The organism is Actinomadura rubrisoli, assembly GCF_004349215.1.
GTDB classification, from domain to species: Bacteria; Actinomycetota; Actinomycetes; order Streptosporangiales; family Streptosporangiaceae; genus Spirillospora; species Spirillospora rubrisoli.
In genome coordinates this window covers 106283-131904 of record NZ_SMKU01000001.1, presented here as the reverse complement: position 1 = coordinate 131904, position 25622 = coordinate 106283, and the positions used below count along the sequence as shown (strand labels likewise).

Below are 25622 nucleotides of genomic sequence, written 5' to 3'. Positions count from 1 at the left end.
CCGCCGGCCCCGACCCCGGCGGCCCCCACTAGCCGAAGTGCTGGCCGGACCGCTGGTCGTGGTGGATCGACCGTTCGCGGGAGCGCGGACGCCCGCCATCGCCTCGATGTCGCCATTAAGCGACCTCTAAGCGACACACCATTTTTCGTCGTTGTTTATGGCTTTATGTTCACCTCATCACCGCACATTCGCGTCGTCGGACGCGCGACGGGAGGGGACAGAAATGGCCGATGTCGAGACGGGCAGGCTGCCGGCACACGCGCCGAGCGCGGCGCCCGCGGCGGGAATCGCCGATCCCGGGCCGCTGGGGCTCGCCGCCTTCGCCCTGACTACGTTCGTCCTGAGCTGCGTCAACGCGGGCATCCTGGAGGCGGGCACCAAGAGCGTCGTCCTCGGTCTGGCCCTGTTCTACGGCGGCCTCGCGCAATTCGCCGCCGGAATGTGGGAGTTCAAGAAGGACAACACCTTCGGCGCCCTGGCGTTCAGCTCCTACGGGGCCTTCTGGCTGTCCTTCGCCGGGATCCTGTTCTTCTACAAGCCGGCCGGCGCGACGGCGGACCAGGCCGCGCACGCCGTCGGTGTCTACCTCCTCGGCTGGACGATCTTCACGGCGTACATGACGATCGCCGCGCTGCGGGTCAGCGGCGCCGTCGCCGCGGTGTTCGTCTTCCTGACCGTGACCTTCGTGTTCCTGGCGATCGGCGACCTGGCCGTCAACACCGACGTCACCAAGATCGGCGGATACCTCGGCCTGGCCACGGCGGCCCTGGCCTGGTACGCCTCCTTCGCCGCGGTCACGAACGCGACCTGGAAGCGCGCCCTCCTGCCCACCTGGCCCGTCCGGTAGCGGCGGCCCGAGCCCGAAGGAGCGTGACACCGTGACCGGACCCGAGACCGCCCTGTCCAACCTCATGCACGAGAACCGGCGGTTCGCGCCGCCCGCCGCCCTGGTCGCCGCCGCCAACGTCACCGCGGACGCCTACGCCGCCGCGTCCGCCGACCGGATCGCCTTCTGGGAGGAGCAGGCGCGGCGGCTGGACTGGGCGCGGCCGTGGACCACCGCCCTCGAATGGGAGCCCCCGTTCGCCAGATGGTTCACCGGCGGCCTGCTCAACGTGGCGGTCAACGCCGTCGACCGGCACGTGGACGCCGGGCACGGCGACCAGGTGGCGATCCACTGGGAGGGCGAGCCCGGCGACACCCGCACCATCACCTACGCGCGGCTCAAGGACGAGGTGTGCAAGGCCGCCAACGCCCTGGCCGAGCTGGGCGTGCGCGCCGGCGACCGCGTGATGATCTACCTGCCGATGATCCCCGAGGCCGTGTTCGCGATGCTCGCCTGCGCGCGGCTCGGCGCACCGCACTCGGTGGTCTTCGGCGGCTTCTCCGCCGAGGCGCTGCGCAACCGCATCGAGGACGCGCAGGCCAGGCTGCTCATCACCGCCGACGGCGGGTTCCGGCGCGGCAGGCCGAGCGGGCTCAAGGCGGCGGCCGACGAGGCCGCGGCCGGCACCGGCATCGAGCGGGTCCTGGTCGTGCGGCGGACCGGGGAGGCGGTGCCGTTCGCCGAGGACCGCGACGTCTGGTGGCACGACGTCGTCGACCGGCAGCCCGCCGCGCACGTCCCGGAGTACTTCGACGCCGAGCAGCCCCTGTTCATCCTCTACACCTCGGGGACGACCGCCAAGCCGAAGGGGATCCTGCACACCTCCGGCGGCTACCTGACCCAGGCCGCCTACACCCACCACGCCGTCTTCGACCTCAAGCCGGACACCGACGTCTACTGGTGCGCGGCCGACGTCGGCTGGGTGACCGGCCACTCCTACATCGTGTACGGCCCGCTGGCCAACCGGGCGACGCAGGTGATGTACGAGGGCACGCCCGACACGCCGCACCGCGGCCGGTTCTGGGAGATCGTCCAGAAGTACCGGGTGTCCATCCTCTACACCGCGCCGACCACGATCCGCACGTTCATGAAGTGGGGCGACGACCTGCCCGCCGGGTTCGACCTGTCGTCGCTGCGGCTGCTCGGCTCGGTCGGCGAGCCGATCAACCCGGAGGCGTGGATCTGGTACCGCGACCACATCGGCGGCGGCCGCACGCCTGTCGTCGACACCTGGTGGCAGACCGAGACCGGCGCCATCATGATCAGCCCGCTGCCGGGCGTGACCGACTGCAAGCCCGGGTCGGCCCAGGTGGCGCTGCCCGGCATCGCGGCCGACGTCGTGGACGGCGGCGGCGTGCCGGTCCCCGACGGCGGCGGCGGGTACCTCGTCCTGACCGAGCCGTGGCCGGCGATGCTCCGCGGCATCTGGGGCGACCCCGGACGGTACGCCGACACCTACTGGTCCCGGTTCGCCGAGCAGGGGTACTACTTCGCCGGCGACGGGGCGAAGAAGGACCAGGACGGCGACCTCTGGCTGCTCGGCCGCGTCGACGACGTCATGAACGTCTCGGGCCACCGCATCTCCACGACCGAGGTGGAGTCGGCGCTGGTCTCCCACCCGCACGTCGCCGAGGCCGCGGTCGTCGGCGCGACCGACCCGACCACCGGCCAGGGGATCGTGGCCTTCGTGATCCTGCGCGGCGGCGCGCCGGACGGGGGCGCCGCACCGGCCGCCGAGCTGCGCGACCACGTGGCGCGGGAGATCGGCCCGATCGCCAAGCCGAGGCAGATCCTCGTCGTCCCCGAGCTGCCGAAGACGCGGTCCGGCAAGATCATGCGGCGGCTGCTGCGGGACGTCGCCGAGAACCGCTCGCTGGGCGACGTGACCACCTTGCAGGACTCCTCGGTCATGGACCTCATCTCGGCGAGGCTTCCCGCCGCGAGCGGAGAGGAGTAACGCGGCACGGGTCACCGGCCGGGCCAGGCCGGCCGGGTCAGTAGACGCGGGACTGGGTCACGATGGCCAGCCGCGCGCCGACCGGGTCGTTCATGACGGCGAAGCGGGCGGAGGGGACGTCGCTCGGCGGGACGCGGAGCCGTGCGCCGAGCTCGACGGCCCTGGCGGCGGACGCGTCGCAGTCGGTGACCGTGAAGTAGGGCATCCAGTGCGTGGGATGGTCGGCCGGCCAGAACTCGTCCATCGGGATCATCCCCGCCACCGGATGGTCGTCGACCTTCCAGACGGTGTAGCCGGAGCGGTAGTAGGGGCGGTCGACGGCCGTCCAGCCGAAGACCTCGCCGTAGAAGCGCCGGGCCTCCCCGACGTCCGGGGCGACCAGCTCGACCCAGCTCAGCGCGGACGGCTCGTCCCATACGGCGGCGCCCGGGAACTCGTAGGGCTCCCAGACGCCGAAGTCGGCGCCCCGCGTGTCGGCGAACTGGGCCATCCGGCCGAGGTGGGCGACCGCGCGGGGCTCCGCCTGCTCCTGCCCGCCCGCGGCCGCCACGGCGCGCGAGCACTCCTGCGCGTCCCCGGTCGAGAAGTAGCACGTCCAGCTAGGCTGTTGGGTGCTGTCGAGCAGCCCTTGCATGGCGGCGACCTCGGGCCCCTGGACGCCGCCGAGGGTGAACATCTCGTAGTCGCCGAAGGTGTCGACGGTCAGCGTGTAGGAGGACCACCCGAACAGCCCGCGGTAGAACTCCTTGGACGCGCCGACGTCGGGACTGGCCAGGTCGAGCCAGCAGGGCGCCCCCACGGCGTACCGGCTCACCTCGGGCATCGGCGGCCTCGCGAAGTACGCATGGACGACACGCTACGCGCGGGCGCGCAATCGTAGTGGCTACAAGTTGTCATCATACGACTACCTAGAGTATAAGAGTGGGGCAATCTGCTTCCACAGGAAGGACGCTCCCCCATGCGAGTCCCCCTCCGTTTCACCGCCGCGACCGCACTGACCGCCCTGACCCTGCTGGGCGCCACCACCCCGGCCCACGCGCAGGGCGCGGGAATCGGGGACCAGATCGGCGCCGCCGGCCAAGGTGTCGGGCAGGGCGCCGCCGGGGCCGGAGCCGGGCTCGGCTTCGGTTTCGGTGCCGCCGCTGGAGCCGCCGGCTCTGGCGTCGGTACCGCCGCTCAAGGCGTCGGCTCCGGCGTCGGAAAGGCCCTCGGCGGCGGCGGCCGCTGACGAATTGAAGCCGCCACGGCGGTAATGCGCTCGAAATCGCCCGCCCTCCCGGATCCGGGAGGGCGGGCGTTCGCGTCCACCCGGGCTTTCCGCGAAGCGGAAATTCGCCCAGGTTTCCTTATGAGGCAAGGTTAGCGAATGGTAAAGAAGGTTGACTTTGATGGTCAGGCTGCCTGAGATTCATGGCGGGTGCGGTCCGCGGATGTACCCTGCGGCCGGTTCGCCCGCTTTGGCGAAAGACGCGTGGAAGGGTGTTTCATGGCCGTTCGCGGGCGGCGCGGCCGCGGTGTGGTGAGCGCGGCGGAGGCCCGGTTGCTGGAGGCGGGGCGGCTGCTCCGGCCGGCGCGCACCAGCGCGGATCTCCGCCTGGTGTACCGGGACGATCAGCGGGTCAACGACGAGCCCTACCGCGACCGGTGGGCGCACGACCGGGTGGTGCGGTCCACGCACGGGGTGAACTGCACCGGGTCGTGCTCCTGGAAGGTGTACGTCAAGGACGGCCTGATCACCTGGGAGACCCAGCAGACCGACTATCCGAGCGTGGGCCCGGACCGGCCGGAGTACGAGCCGCGCGGGTGCCCGCGGGGCGCCTCGTTCTCCTGGTACACCTACTCGCCCACGCGGGTGCGCTACCCGTACGGGCGCGGCGTCCTGGTGGAGATGTACCGGGAGGCCAGAGAGCGGCTCGGCGATCCCGTGGCGGCGTGGGCGGAGATCACCTCCGACCCGGTCCGGCGCCGGAGGTACCAGTCGGCGCGCGGGCGCGGCGGCCTGGTGCGGATCGGGTGGGACGAGGCGCTGGAGATCGCCGCGGCGGCGCACCTGCACACGATCGCGGCCTACGGGCCCGACCGGGTCGCGGGGTTCTCGCCGATCCCGGCGATGTCGATGGCCTCGCACGCGGTGGGCGCGCGGTTCATGTCGCTGATCGGCGCGCCCATGCTGTCGTTCTACGACTGGTACGCCGACCTGCCGGTGGCCTCGCCCCAGGTGTTCGGCGACCAGACCGACGTGCCCGAGTCCGCGGACTGGTGGGACGCGGGATACCTGCTGCTGTGGGGCTCGAACGTTCCGGTCACGCGCACCCCGGACGCCCATTGGATGACCGAGGCGCGCTATCGCGGCCAGAAGGTCGTGGTCGTCTCGCCCGATTACTCCGACGCCACCAAGTTCGCCGACGAATGGCTGCACCCCCACCCCGGCACTGACGGCGCGCTGGCCATGGCAATGGGCCACGTCATTCTGAAGGAGTATTTCGTCGAACGTCCGACGGCCTATTTCACCGGCTATGTCGAGCGGTTCACCGATCTGCCGTTCCTGGTGGAATTGACCGAGCGGGACGGCGACCTGTTCGCCGGCAAGTTCGTCACCGCCGCCGACCTGGATCTGGAGACCCCCGCCGCACCGCGCGACCGGCACTGGCAGCCGGTCCTGATCGACGCGGCGACCAGGGCCCCGGTCGCGCCCGGCGGCACGCTCGCCGACCGCTGGGCGCCCGGCGGGCTGGGGCGCTGGAACCTGGAGCTGGGCGACGTGCGGCCGCTGCTGTCGCTGCACGAGGGGACCCCGGGGCACGCCGGGGGCTCCGGGCACGCCGAGGTGCTGCTGCCGCGCTTCGACCTCGCCGAGGTGCCGGGCGGCGCGGGGACGGTCCGCCGCGGCGTGCCGGTGCGGCGGGTCGGCGGCCGCCTCGTGACCACGGTGTTCGACCTGCTGCTCGCCCAGTACGGCGTGGCGCGTCCCGGCCTGCCGGGGGAGTGGCCCGAGGGGTACGACGACCCCCGGTCGCCGTGCACGCCCGCCTGGCAGGGGGTCATCACGGGCGTTCCGGCGGCACGGGCGACGGCGATCGCGCGGGAGTTCGCCGGCAACGCCGAGCGTACGCGCGGCCGCTCGATGATCGTCATGGGGGCGGGCACCAACCACTGGTTCCACTCCGACACGATCTACCGGTCGTTCCTGTCGCTGCTGCTGCTCACCGGCTGCCAGGGCGTGAACGGCGGCGGCTGGGCGCACTACGTGGGCCAGGAGAAGGTGCGCCCGCTGGCCGGCTGGCAGCAGCTGTCCACCGCGGCCGACTGGGTGCGCCCCTCCCGGCAGATGGCGGGCACGCCCTTCTGGTACGTCCACACCGACCAGTGGCGGTACGAGAGCTTCGGCGCCGGCGCGCTCGCCGCGACCACCGGCCGGGGGCTGTTCGCCGGGCGGCACACCGCCGACCTGGTGGCGCAGTCGGCCCGCCTCGGATGGATGCCGTCCTACCCCACGTTCTCGGCCAACCCGCTCGACCTCGGACGGGACGCGCGGGCGGCCGGGGGCGACCCGGGGGAGTGGCTCGCCTCCCGGATCGCGGCGGGGGACGTGCGGTTCGCCTGCGAGGATCCGGACGACCCGGCCAACTGGCCGCGCGTGCTGACGGTCTGGCGCGCCAACCTCATCGGCTCGTCCGCCAAGGGCAACGAGTACTTCCTGCGCCACCTGCTGGGCGCCCAGGACGGCGCGACCGCGGACGAGGCGCCGCCCGGCGCCCGGCCGCGGGACGTGGCGTGGCGGGACGAGGCCCCGCGCGGCAAGCTCGACCTGCTGCTCGCCCTCGACTTCCGGATGACCTCGACCACGCTGTTCGCCGACCTCGTCCTGCCAGCTGCGACCTGGTACGAGAAGCACGACCTGTCGAGCACGGACATGCACCCCTTCGTGCACGCGTTCACGCCCGCGATCAACCCGCCCTGGCAGGCGCGGACCGACTTCGAGATCTTCCACGGCCTGGCCCGCAAGCTCGTGGAGCTGGGCGGGGAACGGCTCGGCGTCGTCCACGACCTGGTCGCGACGGCCCTGCAGCACGACACGCCCCAGGAGACGGCGCAGCCCGGCGGCACCGTCCCGGACTGGCGGGACGGCCACCCGGCGCGGCAGGGCCGCAACCTGCCCGCGGTCGCGCTGGTGGAGCGCGACTTCACCGCCATCGCCGACCGCCTCGCGGCCCTCGGCCCGCTGCCGCGCGAGCAGGGGATGGCGGTCAAGGGCGTCCAGGTGGGCGCCGCGCCGGAGGACGACTGGCTGACGGCACGCGGCGGCACCGTCCCGGACGGCCCCGCCCGGGGGCGCCCCCTGCTGGACACCGACGTGAAGCTGTGCGAGGCCGTCCTCGCGCTGTCGGGCACCAGCAACGGCCGGATCGCCCAGGAGGGGTTCCAGCGGCTCGCCGAGCGGTGCGGCCCCGGGTCCGGCCTGGACGCGCTGGGCGCCTCGGTCGCCGAGCGCCGGGTGGTGTTCTCCGACACCCAGGACCGGCCCGTCCAGGTCGGCACGAGCTTCGAATGGTCGGGCAAGGAGGCCCCCGACCGCCGCTACTCGCCGTTCACCGTCAACACCGAGCACGGCAAGCCCTGGCACACCCTGACCGGCCGCCAGCACTTCTACCTCGACCACGACTGGATGATCGAGTACGGCGAGCAGCTCCCGCTCTACCGCCCGCCCCTGGACATGGCCGCGCTCGCCGAGAGCGGCCCCGGCGCCCCGTCCCCGACCTCTCCGGACGGCCCGTCCGTCACGGTGCGGTACCTCACCCCGCACTCCAAGTGGTCCATCCACTCGGAGTACCAGGAGAACCTGCTGATGCAGACCCTCGCCCGGGGCGGGCCGGTGATCTGGATGAGCGTCCCGGACGCCGAGGCGATCGGCGCCGCCGACAACGACTGGATCGAGGCCGTCAACGCCAACGGCGTGGTCGTCGCCCGCGCGATCGTCTCCCACCGCATGCCGCGGGGGACGGTCTTCATGTACCACGTGCAGGAACGCCTGGTGAACGTGCCCAAGTCGCAGACCGGCGGGCGCCGGGGCGGCGTCCACAACGCGCTGACCAAGCTGCTGATCAAGCCCACCCACCTCATCGGCGGCTATGCCCAGCAGTCGTTCGCCCCCAACTACCACGGCCCCACCGGCAACCAGCGCGACGCCGTGACCGTGATCCGGTGCCGCTCCCAGGAGGTCGAGTACTGATGCCCCGCCCGAGCCTGCGCAGGCCCGCCCGCTCCACCGGCGCGGCCGCCCGCCGCCGCGTGATGGCGCAGGTCGCCATGGTGATGAACCTCGACAAGTGCATCGGCTGCCACACCTGCTCGGTCACCTGCAAGCAGACCTGGACCAACCGTCCCGGCGCCGAGTACGCCTGGTTCAACAACGTCGAGACCCGTCCGGGCCAGGGCTATCCGCGCCGCCACGAGGACCAGGACGCCTGGCGGGGCGGCTGGCGGCTGCGGCACGGGCGCCTCGTCCCCCGCGCGGGCGGGCGGCTGGCGCGCCTGTCGCGGATCTTCGCCAACCCCGACCTGCCGGGGCTGGACGACTACTACGAGCCGTGGACCTACGACTACGAGAACCTCACCTCGGCGCCGCTCGGCGACGACGTGCCCACCGCGCCGCCCCGCTCGCTGGTCGACGGCCGCCCCGCCCCGGTCACCTGGGGGCCCAACTGGGACGACGACCTGGGCGGCGGCCCCGCGCACCTGGCCGGCGACCCGGTGCTGGCCAAGGTCGGCGACGACGTGCGGCTGGAGTACGAGAACGCGTTCATGTTCTACCTGCCCCGCATCTGCGAGCACTGCCTCAACCCGTCGTGCGTCGCGGCCTGCCCGTCCGGCGCGATCTACAAGCGCATCGAGGACGGCATCGTCCTGGTCGACGAGGACCGCTGCCGCGGCTGGCGGATGTGCGTCAGCGGATGCCCGTACAAGAAGGTCTACTTCAACCACCGCACCGGCAAGGCCGAGAAGTGCACCCTGTGCTATCCGCGGATCGAGGCCGGCGAGCCCACGGTCTGCTCGGAGACCTGCGTCGGGCGGCTGCGCTACCTCGGCGTCATCCTGTACGACCCCGACCGCGTCGGCGAGGCGGCCTCGGTCGAGGACGACAAGGACCTCTACCCGGCGCAGCTCGGCTGCTTCCTGGACCCGCACGATCCGGAGGTCGCCGCGGACGCCGAGGCGTCCGGCATCCCGCACGACTGGGTGACCGCCGCCCGCCGCTCGCCCGTCCACGCGCTGATCAGCCGGTACCGCGTCGCCCTGCCGCTGCATCCGGAGTACCGGACCATGCCCATGGTCTGGTACGTCCCTCCGCTGTCACCGGTCGTGGACGCGCTGGCGGGCACCGGCCACGACGGCGAGGACGCGGGCAACCTGTTCGGCGCGATCGACGCCCTGCGGATACCGGTGTCCTACCTGGCCGAGCTGTTCACCGCGGGCGATCCCGGACCCGTCCGGGACGCGCTGCGCAGGCTGGCGGCGATGCGCGCGCACATGCGGCGCGTCAACCTGGGCGAACCGGAGGACCCGCGGATCGCCCGGCGGATCGGCATGGAGCCGTCGGATCTCCAGCAGATGTACCGGCTGCTGGCACTGGCCAAGTACGAGGAGCGCTACGTCATCCCCACCGCCTACGCCGCCGGCGGCGGCCACGGCGCCGGGACCACCGGATGCAGCCTGGACGGGGTCGGCGGGCCCGGGATGCTGGAGAACGGCTCGCTTGGCGACGCCTTCCCCGCGCCGCTCGTCCCGTCCCCGCCCGCCGTCCCAGACCCCGGCCCAGGCCCGGCGCCCGTCCCGGCGCCGGCCCCGGCGTCCGGCAAAGCGGAGGCTTCCCGGCGGATGAACCTGCTCAACTGGAACGGCCATGGCCGTCCGGACGGGCTGTTCCCGCCCCGTCCCCAGGAGGAGCCGTGAGCGACCGGCTGATCTGGCAGTCGGCCTCGCTGCTCCTGGCCTACCCCGGCCCCGACTGGCCCGGCACGCTCGCGCTGGTCGCCGACGCCCTCGCGGCGCCGCGGAACCCGGCCGTCCGGAGCTCGCCCGCGAGGGCGCTCGCCCGGTTCTGCGCCGGGGCGTCCGGCATCCCGGTGCTGGAGGCACAGGCCCGCTACGTCGAGACCTTCGACCGCGACCGGCGGCGGACGCTGCACATGACCTACTACACCGACGGCGACACGCGCGCCCGCGGCGCGCGGCTCGTCGCCGTGAAGGCCCTGTACCGCCGCCACGGATGGGAGCCCGCCGGCGCCGAGCTGCCCGACTTCCTTCCCGCCATGCTGGAGTTCGCCGCGCGCTGCCCACGGGCGGGCGACGAGCTCCTGCGCGCCCACCGGCCCGGCCTGGAACTGCTGCGTCTCGCGCTGCACGACATCGGCGACCCCTACGAGCCCGTCGTGCGGGCCGTGTGCGCCACCCTTCCGGGACCGCGCTCCCGGGACCGCGCCGCCGCGCGTGCCCTCGCCCGCACCGGCCCCCCGACCGAGACGGTCGGCGCCGGCGTCGACCTGGGCATGCCGCCTTTCCCCGCCCCCCGCCCCGTGGCGGCCGCCGCACCGGAAGGACCACGACGATGACGCACCTGCACATCGCCCTCTGGGGCGTCCTGCCCTACCTGGTACTGCTGCTGTTCGCCGCCGGAAGCGGCTGGCGCTACCGCTACGACCGGTTCGGGATCACCACGCGCTCCAGCCAGCTCCACGAGAGCCGGCTGCTGCGCGTCGCGAGCCCGCTCTTCCACATCGGGCTGCTGCTGGTCATCGGCGGCCACGTGGTCGGGCTGGTCATTCCGGAGAGCCTCACCGAACGGCTCCGGATCCCCGAATCGGCCTACCGCGCCAACGCGCTGCTCGTCGGCGGCGCCGCCGGGCTCGCCGCGGTCGCCGGCTTCGCGCTCCTGGTCTGGCGGCGCCTGCGCACCCGCGCCGTGCGCCGCTCGTCCCTCCCCACCGACCGGGCGCTCTACCCCGTCCTGGCCGTGGTCCTGGTCGCCGGGCTCGCGGCGACGCTCGCCGGCTCCGGGGCGGGCGACTACGACTACCGGCTGGGCGTCTCGGTCTGGTTCCGCAGCCTGTTCGAGATGGACCCCGACGTCACCGCGATGCGCCACGCCCCGCCGGTGTTCCAGGTCCACACGCTCGCGGGCATGGCGCTGTTCGCGCTGTGGCCGTTCAGCCGCCTGATGCACGCGTTCGCCGCCCCGGTCGGCTACCTGCTGCGCCCCTACATCGTCTACCGGTCGCGCGGATTCCGGACCGGCGCCCGGCCCGGCTCCGGGATGCCCGGGCATCCCCCCGCCGCCCTGGCCGCCCAGGGGTCCAAGGCGCGGCAGCGGTCCTGAACGGCGATGCGCACTCCGACGTCCGTCCCGGACGCCCCGTCCGCCCGCCCGTACGCGCCATCGGCAGCGCGCCGCCTCCGGCGCCAGGCCGCGGAGGCGATGTCGGTCGCCGCGCGGGCCGCGATCTGCATCGGCATCCCCGCGCTCATCGCGCGGCGCACCGGCGAGCCCTTCGTCTTCCCCTCCCTCGGCCCCACCATCTTCCTCGTGCTCACCGCGCCCGGAGCACCGGCGGCCCGTCCGCGCGCCATTGTGCTCGGCCACCTGGTCAGCGCCCTGGCGGGCTACCTCGCCCTCGCCGTCTGCGGGCTCACCGCCACCCCCGCCCGACCTGGCCCACCCCGGCGCGGACCGCGTCGCCGCGGTGGTGCTGGCACTGGCGCTGACCTGCGCGGGCATGACCGTCCCCGCCGCGGGCCACCCGCCGGGCGGCGCGACGACCCTCATCGTCGCCCTTGGGCTGCTGCGCACACCCGCGCAGCTCGCCGTCCTGATGGCCTCGGTCGTCGTCACCGCTGCGGTGCTGACCGCGCTGCGCAGGCTCACCGCCCGCGCCGTCCCGGACACCGGCTCCGGTACGGGCCCGCCTGACGAGGCGCGGCTGCTCCCGGCCATGAGGCAGCGATGAGGCCGCGCGCCCGCGGCCGAGCGCGCGGACGCGAGGTCTCACTGCGCCGTCACCTGCTGGTATGGATCGTCGGCCTCACCGTCCTGGCGGTGGTTGCGACCGCCGTGCCGCTGACGCTGACGCTCCAGCGCCTCTACCGCGCCGAGGCACTGACCACCCTGAACCGCGACGCCCGGGCGCTCCAGACCACCACCCTGGACCCCCGCGGCGGCGACCGGGCCAAGCTCCCCGGCGTCCACGCCCCGTCCTCGACCGTCGGCCTGTACGGCCCGGACGGGCACCGCTTCCTCGGCGACGGCCCGGACAGCTCACCCGCCGCGGCCCGGTGCCGCGACGGCGTGCTCCACGACTCGCGCGAAGACGGCCAGCTCACGGCCACCGCACCGCTGGTGCACGGGAACGGCGCGGCCACGGTGGTCCGCGTCGGCGTCCCGTACTCCACGATCCGCCACCGCACCGAGCGGGCCTGGGCCGTCATCGGCCTCGGCGACCTCGCCCTGCTCACGCTGGCCGCCGCGACCGCGTGCCGCCTGTCCGACCGCGCGACCCGTCCGATCGAGCAGCTCGCGGGCGCGGTGCACCGCCTCGGCGCCGGCGAGCGGCCGCCCGACCCGGAGGGCTGGGACCTGCGCGAGGCCCGCCTGACCGGACGGGCGCTCGACGAGGCCGCGCGGCGGCTGGACGAGGTCCTGGCCCGCGAGCGCTCGTTCAGCACCGATGTCGCCCACCAGCTCCGCACCCCCCTCACCCGCCTCCTGCTCGGCCTGGAAGTGGGACTCCGGACGGAGGGCGACGCGCGCGCCGCGATCCGCGCCGCCCTCGACCGCGGCCGGTCGCTGATCGACACGGTCGAGCAGATGCTCCAGCTCGCCCGCGACGACCACAACCGCTCGCGCGTCGACGTCGCCGACCTGCTCCAGCGAGTGCGGAGGGCCCGGCTCGCCGACGCCACCGCCGCCGGGCGCGACCTCCTGGTCGCCGCCCGCCGCCCCCTGCCCCCGGTGATCGCCTCGCCCGCCGCGCTGACCCAGATCCTCGACGTGCTGATCGACAACGCCCTGGCCCACGGCACCGGGACGATCACCGTCTCCGCCTACCGCGCCGGGTCCGGGCTGGCGGTCGACGTCATGGACGAGGGCTCCCGCCCCGACCTGGACGAGGACGTCTTCCGGCGCCGTCCCGCACCCGACGCCCTGGCCGTGCCCGCCGCCGAGCGCGTCCCGCGGCACCGCATCGGGCTGCCGCTCGCGCGCTCCCTCGCCCGCGTCGAGGGCGGGCGCCTCTACCTCAGCCGGACGACCCCGGTCGTGTTCACCCTGCTCCTGCCAGTCGGCGCGACGGCCGCCCGCGCGGAACAGGCCGATCTTCGCGGCCCGCCGTCCCGGACCGGTCAGGGCCCGTAGCTGTAGCCGAGCCCGCGCACGGTCGCGATCCGGTCGGGGAGGTGACCGTGCGCGGCGAGCTTGCGGCGCAACGCGCACACATGCACGTCCAGCGTCTTGGTGGCCCCGAACCAGTCCGGCCCCCACACCTCGCGCATCAGCTCCGAGCGCGGGACGACCTGCCCGGCGCGCGAGGCCAGCACCGCGAGGAGGTCGAACTCGCGCGGCCGCAGGACGACCTCAAGCTCGCCCAGGAACACCCGCCGCGCCGCCACGTCCAGCCGCAGCCCGCCGACCGTCACCACGCCCGGCCCCGGTCCGGCCCTCCTGCGGCGGCGCAGCGCCCGCAGCCTCGCCAGCAGTTCGTCCACCCGGAACGGCTTGGTGAGATAGTCGTCGGCCCCCGCGTCCAGCGCCATGACCGTCTCGAACTCCGCGCTCCGCGCGGTGACGACGAGGATGGCGGCCTCGGGCAGGGCGCCGCGCAGCCACTTGCACAGCGCGACGCCCTCCACGTCCGGCAGGCCGAGATCGAGGAGGACGATCCCCGGCGGGCGCCGCGCCACCGCGTCGGCGGCCTGCCGGCCGTCCAGCACCAGCGCCGCCGCGTAGCCGTGCGCGCTCAGAATGGTGACCAGATCCGAACCGATTTCACGATCATCCTCAACGACAAGCAGATCATCGCTCGGCACGCCTCCATTCTAGATCGGTCACCCTGGGATACCGGCCGCGCACACAGCATCAACTTTTCACAATGGGAATCAATTCACGGAGAACACGCCCGCCCGCGCCGCGAGGTCCGTCTCCGGCGCCGGGCCCCTGGCACCCGCGAGGGTTCCAGGGGCCCGGGCCGCCCCGCCGAGCGGCTCAGCAGAGCGGCCGTCTCAGCATGCGTGGACGCTGATGTAGCGAGAGGTGGAGGACGGCTTGGGATAGCTCCTCTTGTCGTAGGGACCGATGGCGTAGCAGCCGGTGAAGTACGCCGGATAGGTCCACTGCACCTTGATGCGGATCGTGCGGTTGCACTTGTTGGTGACGGTGACTCCGCCGAAGTAGGCGGAGCGGGTCGTGCAGGCGACGTCGCCCGTCCTCACGGGCTGCGCCGGTTCGGCGAACCCTGCCGGGGCCAGAGGGATGAGTGCCGCCGAGGCCAGCGCCCCGGAGACGAGGAGGCGGCCTAGATGGTTCGTCATGTTTCGTCCTTTCGGTGAGATCCGCGAGAGGTGCTGCCGCGGCCTTCCGCGCAGGATCCGGCTCTCGCGGTGCTCTCAGCCCACACCGCCCCCGACCTGCCAGGACACTGATCTGGACGGTTCTGGACGCTCCCGGACGCCGCTGGACTATTCTGTAATCGTGCAGATACCTTGAGTTACAAGGGAGTTCGTGGTGGTGGAGGAACCGGACCCGAGCGCCATCCGCACACTGGCCGACCTGGGTGGCCAGTTCGATCTGCTGCGGCGGGCGCAGGGCCGTCGGCAGGGCAAGCACCGCCTGTCGCTACAGGACATGGTCACGCTGGTGCGGCGGCACCGCGGGCGGGAGGTCCCCCGCAGCACCCTGGACAACTACCTGCGCGGCCGCACGCTGGCCCCGCCCGATGTCTACGAGGCGATCCTGCGGGTCCTCGGCGTCCCGGACGCCGGCCTGCGCCCCTGGGCCGACGCCTGGGACCGGCTCGACGAAGCCCGGCACCCGGCCCCGCCCGGCGCCCGCGGCACACCGCCGCCACCCTCCGCGGATCCGCCGCCGTCCCTACCGGATCCGGTGCCGTCCCTACCGGATCCGGTGCCGTCCCCACCGGATCCGCCACCGGATCCGGTGCCCGTCCCGCCGCCCACGGCGGCTTTCTCGCGGCGCAAGCGCGTGGTGATCGCGTCGGTCGCCGCCGCGGCGACGGCACTTGCCGTCGCCTACACCGCTCTCAGCCTGACGCCGCCGACGCCCCCGGCGACGTCCGCCCGCCAGGCGGCACCGGCGGAATGCACCTACCTGCCCGTGGGATCACCCGTCCGGGTCCGCCCGTTCCCCAGTTTCGACACCGGCGCCCGGTTCGAGTCGATCAATGACGTCCACCAGCCGGTCACCGGCTCCTGCAGCCCCATCCGCGCCGTGACCGGCACGGGCACGTGCGGCATCGGCGACTCCTCGGCCGACACCTGGATCAAGGTCCTCACCCCCTACGCCGGGTGGATCTTCGAACCCTGCCTGCGCCTCCAGCGCCCCGCCCCACCCGGGCGCTAGAGCGGTTCAGCGGGCGAAGCTCCAGCGCGTGGCGCCGTAGGGCTCCGCGGTGCCGACCCCGATGGCGGTGTGGAAGGTGAACCGGTAGAGGTGCCAGGGCGGGGGTCCCGCGCTCTGCGCGCTGTAGGGGGCGGTGAGCGCGTCGCCGTCCACCTGCGCGGGCCAGCCGCCGGCCCGGTACCCGGCCGCGACGTGGGCCAGCACGTCCGGGTCGACGGTCCTGGCCGCCTCGCCCTCCAGGACGAGGTCGACGCCGGTCAGGCGGACGGAGATCGTGCACGCCGGGTTCACCGCCAGGTTGCGGGACTTGCGCGTCCCGGGGCCGCTGGTGAAGTAGAGGTCGCCGTCGTGCCAGAAGGCCCCGACCGCCGCGGAGTGCGGGCGCCCGTCCGGCCGGACCGTCCCGAGGAACAGGGGGGTCTCGGCCTTGGGCAGCTCCGCCGCCAGCCGGTCGTGGGCCCGGCTCCACGGCAGCGGCCCGGAGTCGTAGATGTCGAGGTCGACGGCCTCGACGGGGTCGAGATCGGTCATGTCTCCGCCTTTCCTGGGCTGCTCGGTCAGCAGGTAGACCGGCGTCGGGCCGCTGACTCATCGGCGCGGCGTCAGGCCCCCCTCAAGGTTGGTCCCCGCAGCCGCGCCGAATCAGGCACCGATCAGGTACAGGGGCCTCGGATGTCGTGTCGTTAAGCGGTGGGCTCTGGGTACAGGTGGCGGATGGGTACAAGCAGCACCCGGGAGTTCCTGGGGATTTACCTGAACGACCACCTCGCCGGGGCGGCCGGCGGCGTGGAACTGGCCCGCAGGCTGGCGCGCGCGCACCGTGGGTCGGACGACGCGGAGCGGCTGACACGGCTGGCCGCCGACATCGCCGCCGACCGAGGGGCGCTGCTGTCGATCCTGCGGTCGCTGGGAATCCCGGTCCGCCGGTACAAGAGCGCCGCGGCGCGGGCGGCGGAGAAGGCGGGCCGGCTGAAGTTCAACGGCCGCCTGCTCAGCCGCTCGCCCTTGAGCGATCTCGTGGAACTGGAGGCGCTGCGCGTCGCGGTCGAGGGGAAGGCCGCCGGCTGGCGCACCCTGCTCGACGTCGCCGATCAGGAGCCGGAATTGGACGCCGGTCGGCTGCGAACGCTGCTGGCACGCGCGGATGCCCAGGTCACCGTCCTCGAAGAACTACGCATAGCGGCCGTGGACAGGGCGTTCCGCGACACCGGCGCCCGCTGACCGGCTCAGGACGAACGGCCTCACCGCGGATCGCTGTTCACCGACTCGGCCGCGCTGAGGCGCAGGATCGGCTCGATCAAGCCCGGGAAGCGGTCGCCCAGATCGTCGGCGCGGGGACGGATCCGCCGGTGCCGGCCGTCGACGGTCATGCTGATCAGCCCGGCCTCGCGCAGGATCCGAAAGTGGTTGGACAGCGTCGAGAGCGCCACGTTCAAACCGTCGGCGAGAGCGGAACAGGACGACTCGGGCCTGGCCCAGGCGCGCCGCACCAGCTCCAGGCGCACCGGATCACCGAGCGCGTGCAGCACCGGCGGGAGCGTCAGTGACTCGCGCGCGGGCTGGGGCAACGGTCGCATGCCCCGACGATACCCCACCGTTCGGCACTTCGGGATTGACGATCTGTTATGGTTCGATAATTCGGAAATGTAGAACTATGCCGTCGAGGCATCCGTACGAAGAAGGCTGGATCGCCTGTGGACGTAGGCATTCGATCGGACCGGGCAGCTCTGCTCGCAGTGACTTGCCTGGGTCAGTTCATGGTGCTGCTCGACAGCACGATCGTCGGTGCGGCGCTGCCCGATATGCAGCAGCGGTTGCACACCCAGTTGAACGGCCTGCAGTGGATCGTCGACGCCTACGTGCTGCTGGTCGCCATGCTGCTGCTGTCCGGCGGCGTCTTCGCCGACCGCTTCGGCCGCAAGCGGGTGTTCCTGGCCGGTGTCGCGGTGTTCACCGCCGCGTCCGTGCTGTGCTCTGCCGCGCCCTCGATCGGTTGGCTGATCACGGGCCGGGTGGTGCAGGGTATCGGGGCCTCCGCACTGAGCCCCGCTTCCCTGGCCCTGCTCGCCGCCGCGTATCCCGTCCCGCAGGAACGGGTCAAAGCCATAGGGCTGTGGGCCGGATTCAGCGGAATCGGCTTGGCCGCCGGACCGCTGGCCGGTGGCATCCTGGTGGATGCCTTCGGTTGGCCCGCCATCTTCCTCGTCAACGTGCCCATCGGCGCCGTCCTGCTGCTGGCCGGTATGCGCATTCTGGGCGAGTCCCGCAATCCCGCCGCGCCGGCGCTCGACATCCCGGGGACGGTCCTGTCCGTCCTCGGCGTGGGGACGCTGACCTATGGGCTGATCGAGGGCGGTTCCCGCGGCTGGACCTCACCGGTGATCCTGGCGAGCTTCGCCGCCGCGGTGGTGATCCTCGCCGCCTTCGTCGCCGTCGAGCGGCGTGGTGCGACGCCGATGCTGCCACTGCGGCTGTTCCGGCAGCGGCTCTTCACGGTGTCCAGCACGGCGATGGTCGTGGTGGGTTTCGCGCTCATGGGTTCGTCCTTCTTCTTCTCCCAGTTCTTCGTGTACGTCCAGGGCAGTTCGGTTCTGCGCGCCGGCGTGCAGACCCTGCCCGCCACCCTCGCCATGGTGATCGTCAGCCCGTACGCGGGCCGGTTCGCCGCCAGGTACGGCTTCCGGATCGTGGTCACCACCGGCCTCACGCTGGCCGGGCTGGGGTTGCTGGCGATGGGCTTCGTGCACGCGGGCACCGGCTACGGGAACGTGTGGTGGCGGCTGGCCGTCCTCGGCATCGGTTTCGCCTTGACCATGTCCCCGCTGACCGGCGCCGCCATCCAGTCGGTCAGCCCGCAGGAGGGGGGCCTCGCATCGGGCATCAGCAGCACCACCCGGCAGATCGGCGCGGTGCTCGGCGTGGCGGTGCTCGGAGCCATCGTCCGCACCCGTGAGTCCGGCGGCGCCTCCTTCGAGGCGGGCCTCAACAGTGCCTTCGTCGCAGCCGGCGCCGTCACCTTGGCCTGCGCCGTGTTCACCGGCCTGTGGCTGGCGAGATCCGAGCCCCCGGAAGCCTCCGCACCGCGGGCACAACCCACGGTCACGACACCGTCCTGACGATTCCGCGTTCCTCAGCGGGCCAGCCTGGCAATGAGCTCTTCGCGGGCGCTCACACCGGTCTTGCGGTAGATCGCCTTCAGGTGGTCGTTGACGGTGTACGGCGACACGCCGAGGCGGCGGGCGATCTGCTTGGCGGACATTCCTTCCAAGGCGGTTTCGACGACCGCCTGCTCTCTGGGCGTCAGGCCGTGCCAGGCGGCCATCGCCGGGAGGAGTTCGGTGCCGGTGGTCGGCCGGACCGTGACGGCCATCGCGTCAGGGCCCGCGCCCCGCAACGGCTGAGCCTGGAGCGCGGCCCACCCGCCGGCCAGGGGTACCCGCGTCAGCGCCGTCCCGCCGATCCGAGGAGCCAGGTACGCGGTCGCCCAGAGCAGGCTTTGGAACTCGCCGGCGCACGCGTGGGCGGGCCCGCCCGTGAACTCGGCACCCCACTCGGACGCCGACTCCGTGGCCGACGCGGACGTGCCGTCGGGGCGGACGACGACGATCCCCGGCGGCCGCTCCAGGCGGAAGGACTGCAGCGGCCTGCCGGTCACGAAACGCCGCAGCGAGCCGACCAGGGCACCGGTGAGACGTTCGGCGCATGCCGCCTCGGCCGCCGAGAAGGGCCGGCCGCCCGTCCCGCGGAGCAGGGCCAGCGCTCCCCACAGCGACCGGCCGTCGGCCAGCGCGATGCGGAGTTCACTCCCGACCCCCTCGCCGGCCATCACTTCGTTCACCCAGCCGCTGTGCCGATGCCGCGCCGCCCGGGCGTCGATCACTCCGACACGGCACGGGCCGGTGGCCAGACTCTCGTAGGAGAACGCGTCGGCCTTCAACCGATCGTCGCTCAGCAAGCGGCGCGCGGCCGGCGAGCCGTAGCCGTGCCGCCGCGTGTAGAGGCACATGCCCCGGGTGAGCGGATCCAGCCCGGTGAGCATGTACCCGTCATGCGGCACGGCCCGTCCGAGCTGCCGTGAGACCTCCGCGCCGAGCTCGGCCACGGTGCCGACCTCCGCCGCGACCCCGGTGACCTCGACACTGATCGCCTCGACTCCGCCCCCCACCTGGCAAGTATCACCGACCCGCCCCGACACGCACAGGGCCGGTCCACCCAGCGGACCGGCCCTCGAACGCCCTCGAACCACTCCCGCCCCTGGAAGCTCGCTCTGCGGTCAGCGAAGGGGAAGCGCTTTGACCCCCGACAGCAGCGGGATGGGTGCGTAATTTCCGTCACCGTTGCCGCAGGTGGGGTCTGCGTCTTGGGTTCTGGAGACTTTCGTCCCGGCGGTGAAGCGCCCGTCGCTGCTCGGTATGACCGTGCTGAAATGGTTGGTTGCGGAGTTGGAGTAGTACATGCACTGGTGCAGATTTAGGTAGCGCCCGGTGCTGAGGTCGAGGGTCTTGACGCCAGAGAGCAGCGGGATGGGTATGTAGTTTCCGTCTCCGTTGCCGCAGGTCGGGCTCGTGTCGGGTGTGTTGGAGATCTTTGTTCCGGCGGTGAAGCGTCCGTCCTTGCTCGGTATGACCGTGGTGAAGTGGTTGGTCGCGGAGTTGGAGTAGTACATGCACTGGTGGATGTTGAGGTAGCGCCCGGTGCTGAGGTCGAGGGATTTGGCGCCTGAGAGCAGGGGGATGGGTCCGTAGTTTCCGTCTCCGTTGCCGCAGGTGGGGCTGGTGTCGGGTGTGTTGGAGACCTTGGTCTCGGCGGTGAAGCGTCCGTCCTTGCTCGGTATGACCGTGGTGAAGTGGTTGGTGGCCGAGCTGGAGTAGTACATGCACTGGTGCAGATTCAGGTAGGTGCCGGCCAGTTGGCGAGCGTCCTGCGCCGGGGCCGGCCGATGCGGACGAGCCGTGAGATCGGACCCGGCCGCCGACGCGTCGGCGGGTGTGGCGACGTTGGCCGAGAGGGGCGTCGTCGTGGCCAGCACGCCGACGACGGCGAGACGGTAGAACGCACCGGACATGGGAGCATCTCCTCATTCGATTGACTGCTCCCTCGACTTTGTCGGGCGCTGGCCATCGGCGACATCCCGAGAATTAGGGATGGCGATGGCGTGCGCGCCCATGCACGACTGCACTGGTCACTGGTCACTGGTCGCTTTCGCTCCCGTGGACGGGCGGAGGATCGAGGCTGACGATCTGGTTGAGCAGCCCGGCCGTGGCGCCGATCGCGGTCCCCGCGTCCAGCAACGCCCGGGCGAGCGACCCGGAGGAGGCGAAGGACAGGAGCCCGGCGGTGGCGCCGGCAAGGCAGGTGACGCCCAGGGCCACCACGGCGCGGACACGGATCCGCCCGGACGGCACCGGACGAGGCTTGGAGCACACGTCGTCTTCCCCTCTTTCAAACCGTGTCGGCGGCCGGGTGGCGCCGGAGGATTCCAGCAAGCCAGACCTGGGCGAGGTTGCACCACGCCGCAACGACGGCCGTGAGGGTGTTGCGACGTATGGCAACACCCGGCCGTGGCAATGAGGCTGCGCCGTCCGGGCGCGGACGCCGATGATGGACGGTATGAACAACCTCGCCCCCCAGGCACCGGCCGTCCTCAAGCCGCTGGATCCCGCGCTCAGCCCCCAAGTGCGGACTTGGGCGAGTGAGTTGCGCACGATTTGGGCGGCCTCGGGGATGTCGATCAACCGGTTCGCGCACCTGCATCCGGTCGACAAGGGCACCCTTTCGCGCTACCTCAACGGCAGGCGCGTGCCCCGCGACCACTGGTTCCTGGACAAGCTGCTGGCCGTCCAGGCCGAGCAGGGCAAAGAGGTCTCCCAAGAGGTCCGCGAACACCTCACGCGGCTGCAGCTGGAGGCGCTGCAGGTCGCGCATCCGCAGGAGTACCGGGTGCGGCTGGTCAGCGACGAGCTGGAACTCGCGGTCGTCGGCCAGCGCGAGGCCGAACGCTACGCCCGCTCACTGGAAGAACAGCTCGCCGACCGCAACCACCGGCTCGAAGAACTCACCGACCAGCACGGACGGCTCCGCGCGGCCTGGGACGCCGACCGCGCCGCCACGCAGGCCCACAAGAACCGCCTGGACACCGAGATCGCCGACCTCACCCGCCACCTCGACCAGGCCCGCCAACGCAGCACCCACGCCGAACAACGCTGCCGCAACCTGGAAGACCTCCTCGACCGTCTGGACACCCCACCTGCCAGCGCCCCAGACTTCATTCAGGGCATCCCCCTCACCGGTCCGGACGTCGTGGCGCAAGCGCTGGAGTTCCTGTGGAACATAGGTGCTGGTACGCAGGTCGCGGCACTGGCCGAGCGGGCCGCCGCCGAATTTCCGCTCACCGATCCGGTCGCTGTGGCGCGAGTGCTCGACTCTCTAATCGGAGTGGGTGCCGGTGCGCAGGTGGTGGTGCTGGCCGAGCGGACCGCCGAGGTCCCGCTGACCGACCCGGCCGCCGTGCTGCAGCTATTGCCCTCTTTGCGGGACGCGGGCGCCTGTACGGAGGCTGCGGCGTTGGCTGAACGGACCGCGGCCGAGGTCCCGCTGACCGACCCGGCCGCCTTGGTGCGATTGCTGAAATTCTTGCTCGGATTCGGTACAGGTGTGCATGGCAGGGTGCTGGCCGAACGGGTCGAAACGAGCTTTCCGCTCGCCGACCCCGCCGACGTGGCGGGGTTGCTGGTCTCCTTGCAGGACACGGGAGCCGACGCAAATGTTGTGGCACTGGCTGAACGGGCCGCCACTGATGCCCCGCTTACAGACCCGTACAACGTGGCGAAACTGCTGAAATCTTTGCGGGCGATAGGTGCTGGTGCGCAGGCCGCAGTGCTGGCTGAACGGGTCGCCACTGATGCCCCGCTCACCAACCACTACGGCGTAGGGCGGATGCTGGAATCCTTGCGGGTAGTAGGCGCCGGTGCGCAGGCCACGGCGTTGACTGAGCGGGTTGCCACCGAGTTTCCGCTCCGTGACCCGGCGGCCGTCGGGCGGACGCTGGATTTGTTGCTCGGATTCAGTTGCGACGCACAGGCCATGGCGCTGGCGAAGCGGGCCGCCGCCGGGGCGCCGCTCAGCGACCCGGCGGCCGTGGCGCAACTGTTGGACTCTCTGCGGGCGATGGGCGCCGACACGGAGGTCAGGCTGCTGAACGAACGTGAAGGGCAGTTCAGGAGGAGCCAAGGTCACACTCGGGCGCGGGCGCGGCCTTAGCGTGACCTCTCGTCCGGTACCGCTATCTGCCGGTGTAGACGGGGGTGCGGCCCTCGCGGAGTGCGGTGAGGCGTTCGGCGAAGTCTTCCGTGGCCAGGAGTTGGTACAGGGCGGGCAGCAGGTCGGCGTAGACCTGGTGGGCGTGGCCCTCCCAGGCGCGGCGGCCGAGCTTGAGGGTTTCGCGGAGCGCCAGGGGAGGGTTCGCGGCGATCTTGTCCGCGAGCGCGATGGCCCTCGGCAGCTGGTTCCCGGGGGCGACGACCTCTTGGACGAGGCCGAGGCGGAGGGCCTCTTCGGCGTCCCAGGTCTCGCCGGTGAGGATCCAGCGCATGGCGTTCGCCCAGCCCACCTCCAGCGGCATGCGGATGCCGCCGCCCGCGGCCGGGGTGGTGCCCCGGCTGGGCTCGCTCTGGCTGAACCGCGCGTCGGAGGCGGCGATGCGGATGTCGGCGGCGAGCATCAGTTCATGGGCCATGGCTCCGACGTTCCCCTGGACGGCGATCACCAGGGGCTTGGACAGGCGCGTCGTCGTCCCGAACGGGTTGATCTGGCCGGGGCCGTCGGTGCTGAACGTGCGGTTCTGGAGGGTGGGGAGGAAGCTCTTGGGGTCGAGGCCGACGGAGAAGTCGGGGCCCGCCGCGTGGAGGACGACCGCCACGATGGCGTCATGCTTGTCGGCTCGGTGGTAGGCCGCGCCGAGGGCCTGGAGCGTCGGCGGGTCGATGGCGTTGGAGGTGTCCGGACGGTCCAGCTGGATCAGTGCCAGCTTGCCCCGCCGCTCGTAGTGCACGGTCGCGCTCATGGGGTTCGGCTCCTTGTCAGAGTGCCGGCAGGGGGAGTGGCGGCAGTGCCGCCTCGATCGCCTCCCCGATGGCCAGGAGCCGGGCATCGCGGGACGCGGGGCCGACGAGTTCGAGGCCGATCGGCAGGCCGTCGCCGGACAGCCCTGAGGGGAGCGACAGGCACGGAAGGCCCGCGGTGCTCGGGGCGTCGGTGTTCCGGATGTAGGTGAGGAAGGTGTCGACGTCCTTGCCGTTGAGTTCGACGGTGCGGTCTTGCCCGGCGGGCTGGTGAGGACGAGCCGGGAGCGGCGTGGTCGGGACCAGGATGGCGCTCACGTCGTGGCCCGAGAAGTAGTCGGCGTAGGCCGCGCGGAGTGCGGGCCGGTGGATCGCGAGGGCGTCGCGGTAGTCGGCCGCGGCGACCTGGTCCTCGTCCAGGATGGATTCGAGCGTTTCCCGGACGGAGTCGGTGGCCACCTGGCGCACGAGTTCGCGCAACGTCATGGGGGCGTCGTGCTGGTAGAGGTAGGCGGAGAGCTCTCTGCCCACCTCGTACAGCACCACGGGGAAGCTGGCGAGCTCGTTCAGCCGCTGGACGTCCGGGAGGTCCTGTTCGACGAGGACGACGCCGCGTGCGGCGAGGTCGGACAGCGCGTGTTCGGTCACCGCGGCCACATCCGGGTCGAGATCCTCGTAGTAGTGCGTGCGTGGCACGCCGACGCGCAGCCCGGCCAGGTCGACGGTGATGCCGGGGTCCGCGCCGTCGGGGGCGCAGAGGCCGTCGACCAGGCGCACGTCCGCCACGGACCGGGCGATCGGGCCGACCGTGTCGCGCGTGGACGAGATCGGGACGACGCCGCGCTGGTCGTAGCGTCCGTGCGAGGGGCGGAAGCCGACGCAGCCGCACAGGGCGGCCGGGATCCGGCAGGATCCGCCGGTGTCGGCGCCGAGCCCGAAGGGGACCAGCCCGGCGCTCACGCCCGCGGCGGTCCCGCCGCTGCTGCCTCCCGGGATGTGGTTCTCGCCGTAGGGGTTGCGCACGGTTCCGAACGCGGGATTGTTGCCCGTCATGGCGAACGACAGCTCGCCCAGCGCTTGTTTGCCCATGAGGGTTCCGCCCGCGTCGAGCAGTTTCTGGGCGATCGGTGCGTTGCGCGGCGGCCGCGAGTCGCGGAGCGCCGGTGTGTTCGCGGTTGTGGGAAGGTCCGCGGTGTCGATGGTGTCCTTCAGCGCGAAGGGCAGACCGTGGAGCGGCCCGCTCGGCCGCGGGTCGTCCTTGAGCGACCGCCTGATGAGGGCGGGGTCATGCGAGATGTAGGTGTTCAGGTGCGCGAGTCGTTCCGTCCGCTCGATGAGCGCTTCCACGTATTCCGCAAGCTTCAGCTCGCCCCCGCGGAGCCGGCGGACGGCTTCGACGGCGGAAAGCCAGTGCGGCTCTTCCGGCATTGGGTACCGCCTAGTGAGCGATGGTGAGGGCGAACGGGACCATTCCGTGCCGGCGCATGATTGCCGGCACGAGCAGCATAAGTGCCTCCGGTCCCCGCGCCGTGGTGACGTCTCCCAGATCCTCGATCCACTCGGACGGCCAGCCGAGGTCTCCGAGCAATTGGCGGACGGTGCGCTTCGCGTCGTCATCGTCGCCGGACAGGAACGCGGTCGGGGCGGCCTTGATGCTGTGCGGGTCGACCATGACGGTGAAGAGCATGGTGTTGAGGGTCTTGACGACCGCCGTTTCCGGCAGGGCGTCCTGCAAATGCTCGGCGAGGCTGCTGCCCGGATAGCAGAGGTCCCCCGGCATCCCGCCCGGTCCCCGTTCGGTGGCATTGGAGACATCGACAAGGATCTTGCCCGACAGCACGCGGCTCAGGGCGCTGAGACGCTTCAGGGAACTGTCGCCGGGCGTCGCGTTGACGACCACGACCGAGTGCTCCACGGCGGCGGCGGGCTCCGCGACCGATACCGCCTTCCCTGCCCAGGCCGGCGCGGTGTCGGCGGGGTTCCTGCTGCCGATGGTGACGTCGTGCCCCGACGCGGCGAGACCGGTGGCCAGTGCGCCGCCGACGCGTCCGGATCCGAGAATGGCGATGGTCGTCATGATGTCGCTCCTTGCGG

24 protein-coding genes and 1 pseudogene are annotated in these 25622 nt (G+C 72.2%); 14 read left to right on the top strand and 11 right to left on the bottom strand.

Going from position 1 to position 25622, the window contains the following annotated elements:
- Nucleotides 1-223 precede the first annotated feature (223 nt).
- On the top strand, nt 224-847 hold the full coding sequence (locus E1298_RS00595) for an acetate uptake transporter (RefSeq protein WP_131888713.1): 624 nt from the start codon (nt 224-226) through the stop codon (nt 845-847).
- A 64-nt stretch (nt 848-911) separates the two neighbouring features.
- A complete protein-coding gene (gene acs / locus E1298_RS00590; RefSeq protein ID WP_131888723.1) occupies nt 912-2843 on the top strand; it encodes an acetate--CoA ligase in 1932 nt (643 codons plus the stop codon).
- A 37-nt stretch (nt 2844-2880) separates the two neighbouring features.
- Here the strand turns inward: acs and E1298_RS00585 are convergent, their stop codons facing one another.
- Complete coding sequence (locus tag E1298_RS00585; RefSeq protein WP_131888712.1) at nt 2881-3666, bottom strand: VOC family protein; 786 nt, start codon at nt 3664-3666, stop codon at nt 2881-2883.
- A 135-nt stretch (nt 3667-3801) separates the two neighbouring features.
- On the opposite strand from E1298_RS00585, the gene E1298_RS47610 reads away from it, so the two are divergent.
- From E1298_RS47610 to E1298_RS00550, 8 genes and pseudogenes are all read left to right on the top strand, one after another.
- A complete protein-coding gene (locus E1298_RS47610) occupies nt 3802-4071 on the top strand; it encodes a hypothetical protein (protein WP_165975221.1) in 270 nt (89 codons plus the stop codon).
- A 258-nt stretch (nt 4072-4329) separates the two neighbouring features.
- A complete protein-coding gene (locus E1298_RS00575) occupies nt 4330-8073 on the top strand; it encodes a nitrate reductase subunit alpha (RefSeq protein WP_165975220.1) in 3744 nt (1247 codons plus the stop codon).
- Nucleotides 8073-9794, top strand: a complete 1722-nt coding sequence (gene narH, locus E1298_RS00570) for a nitrate reductase subunit beta (protein WP_165975219.1) — start codon at nt 8073-8075, stop codon at nt 9792-9794. The genes E1298_RS00575 and narH overlap by 1 nt, the downstream gene beginning before the upstream one ends.
- Entirely contained in the window at nt 9791-10453 is a 663-nt protein-coding gene (gene narJ / locus E1298_RS00565; protein ID WP_131888711.1) for a nitrate reductase molybdenum cofactor assembly chaperone, read from the top strand. Before narH ends, narJ begins: the two co-directional genes overlap by 4 nt.
- On the top strand, nt 10450-11217 hold the full coding sequence (narI, locus tag E1298_RS00560) for a respiratory nitrate reductase subunit gamma (protein WP_131888710.1): 768 nt from the start codon (nt 10450-10452) through the stop codon (nt 11215-11217). Before narJ ends, narI begins: the two co-directional genes overlap by 4 nt.
- Before the next feature lie 6 nt (nt 11218-11223).
- Nucleotides 11224-11472, top strand: a pseudogene (locus tag E1298_RS51660) (HPP family protein); the annotation flags it as partial.
- 109 nt (nt 11473-11581) lie between these two features.
- Nucleotides 11582-11845, top strand: a complete 264-nt coding sequence (locus E1298_RS47600; protein WP_165975218.1) for a hypothetical protein — start codon at nt 11582-11584, stop codon at nt 11843-11845.
- Nucleotides 11842-13248 (top strand): sensor histidine kinase, encoded by a 1407-nt coding sequence (locus tag E1298_RS00550; protein WP_131888708.1) that lies wholly within the window; start codon nt 11842-11844, stop codon nt 13246-13248. The genes E1298_RS47600 and E1298_RS00550 overlap by 4 nt, the downstream gene beginning before the upstream one ends.
- Here E1298_RS00550 and E1298_RS00545 read toward each other — a convergent pair.
- Together E1298_RS00545 and E1298_RS00540 are read right to left on the bottom strand one after the other, a co-directional pair.
- Nucleotides 13236-13919 (bottom strand): response regulator transcription factor, encoded by a 684-nt coding sequence (locus E1298_RS00545; RefSeq protein WP_131888707.1) that lies wholly within the window; start codon nt 13917-13919, stop codon nt 13236-13238. The genes E1298_RS00550 and E1298_RS00545 overlap by 13 nt on opposite strands.
- Nucleotides 13920-14111: 192 nt before the next feature.
- Nucleotides 14112-14420 carry a hypothetical protein gene (locus tag E1298_RS00540; protein ID WP_131888706.1) on the bottom strand — a complete coding sequence of 103 codons (309 nt, stop codon included), beginning with the start codon at nt 14418-14420 and terminating at the stop codon, nt 14112-14114.
- Nucleotides 14421-14613: 193 nt separating this feature from the next.
- On the opposite strand from E1298_RS00540, the gene E1298_RS00535 reads away from it, so the two are divergent.
- Complete coding sequence (locus tag E1298_RS00535) at nt 14614-15468, top strand: helix-turn-helix domain-containing protein (protein ID WP_131888705.1); 855 nt, start codon at nt 14614-14616, stop codon at nt 15466-15468.
- Between the two features lie 6 nt (nt 15469-15474).
- Here E1298_RS00535 and E1298_RS00530 read toward each other — a convergent pair whose 3' ends face one another.
- Nucleotides 15475-15999, bottom strand: a complete 525-nt coding sequence (locus E1298_RS00530; RefSeq protein ID WP_131888704.1) for a pyridoxamine 5'-phosphate oxidase family protein — start codon at nt 15997-15999, stop codon at nt 15475-15477.
- Nucleotides 16000-16182: 183 nt separating this feature from the next.
- Here E1298_RS00530 and E1298_RS00525 point away from each other — a divergent pair, with 183 nt between their 5' ends.
- Nucleotides 16183-16689, top strand: a complete 507-nt coding sequence (locus tag E1298_RS00525) for a hypothetical protein (protein WP_131888703.1) — start codon at nt 16183-16185, stop codon at nt 16687-16689.
- Nucleotides 16690-16709: 20 nt separating this feature from the next.
- Here E1298_RS00525 and E1298_RS00520 read toward each other — a convergent pair whose 3' ends face one another.
- Nucleotides 16710-17045, bottom strand: a complete 336-nt coding sequence (locus E1298_RS00520) for an ArsR/SmtB family transcription factor (protein ID WP_131888702.1) — start codon at nt 17043-17045, stop codon at nt 16710-16712.
- 117 nt (nt 17046-17162) lie between these two features.
- Between E1298_RS00520 and E1298_RS00515 the strand changes: the two genes are divergently transcribed.
- The gene (locus tag E1298_RS00515; protein ID WP_131888701.1) at nt 17163-18584 is read left to right on the top strand and encodes a DHA2 family efflux MFS transporter permease subunit; all 1422 of its coding nucleotides are present in this window, start codon (nt 17163-17165) and stop codon (nt 18582-18584) included.
- A 14-nt stretch (nt 18585-18598) separates the two neighbouring features.
- Here E1298_RS00515 and E1298_RS00510 read toward each other — a convergent pair whose 3' ends face one another.
- The 3 genes from E1298_RS00510 to E1298_RS00500 all read right to left on the bottom strand — a co-directional run bounded on the left by E1298_RS00510 (nt 18599) and on the right by E1298_RS00500 (nt 20894).
- A complete protein-coding gene (locus E1298_RS00510) occupies nt 18599-19633 on the bottom strand; it encodes a helix-turn-helix transcriptional regulator (RefSeq protein ID WP_131888700.1) in 1035 nt (344 codons plus the stop codon).
- Nucleotides 19634-19741: 108 nt separating this feature from the next.
- Nucleotides 19742-20533 carry a hypothetical protein gene (locus E1298_RS00505; protein WP_131888699.1) on the bottom strand — a complete coding sequence of 264 codons (792 nt, stop codon included), beginning with the start codon at nt 20531-20533 and terminating at the stop codon, nt 19742-19744.
- Nucleotides 20534-20657: 124 nt separating this feature from the next.
- A complete protein-coding gene (locus tag E1298_RS00500; RefSeq protein WP_131888698.1) occupies nt 20658-20894 on the bottom strand; it encodes a hypothetical protein in 237 nt (78 codons plus the stop codon).
- A gap of 184 nt (nt 20895-21078) precedes the next feature.
- Between E1298_RS00500 and E1298_RS00495 the strand changes: the two genes are divergently transcribed.
- A complete protein-coding gene (locus E1298_RS00495; RefSeq protein ID WP_131888697.1) occupies nt 21079-22728 on the top strand; it encodes a hypothetical protein in 1650 nt (549 codons plus the stop codon).
- Nucleotides 22729-22750: 22 nt separating this feature from the next.
- Here the strand turns inward: E1298_RS00495 and E1298_RS00490 are convergent, their stop codons facing one another.
- The 3 genes from E1298_RS00490 to E1298_RS00480 are packed head-to-tail and all read right to left on the bottom strand — an operon-like array spanning nt 22751 to nt 25605.
- On the bottom strand, nt 22751-23530 hold the full coding sequence (locus tag E1298_RS00490; RefSeq protein WP_165975216.1) for an enoyl-CoA hydratase-related protein: 780 nt from the start codon (nt 23528-23530) through the stop codon (nt 22751-22753).
- Between the two features lie 16 nt (nt 23531-23546).
- Complete coding sequence (gene iaaH, locus E1298_RS00485) at nt 23547-24956, bottom strand: indoleacetamide hydrolase (RefSeq protein WP_131888695.1); 1410 nt, start codon at nt 24954-24956, stop codon at nt 23547-23549.
- Between the two features lie 10 nt (nt 24957-24966).
- A complete protein-coding gene (locus tag E1298_RS00480) occupies nt 24967-25605 on the bottom strand; it encodes an NADPH-dependent F420 reductase (RefSeq protein ID WP_131888694.1) in 639 nt (212 codons plus the stop codon).
- Nucleotides 25606-25622 lie beyond the last annotated feature (17 nt).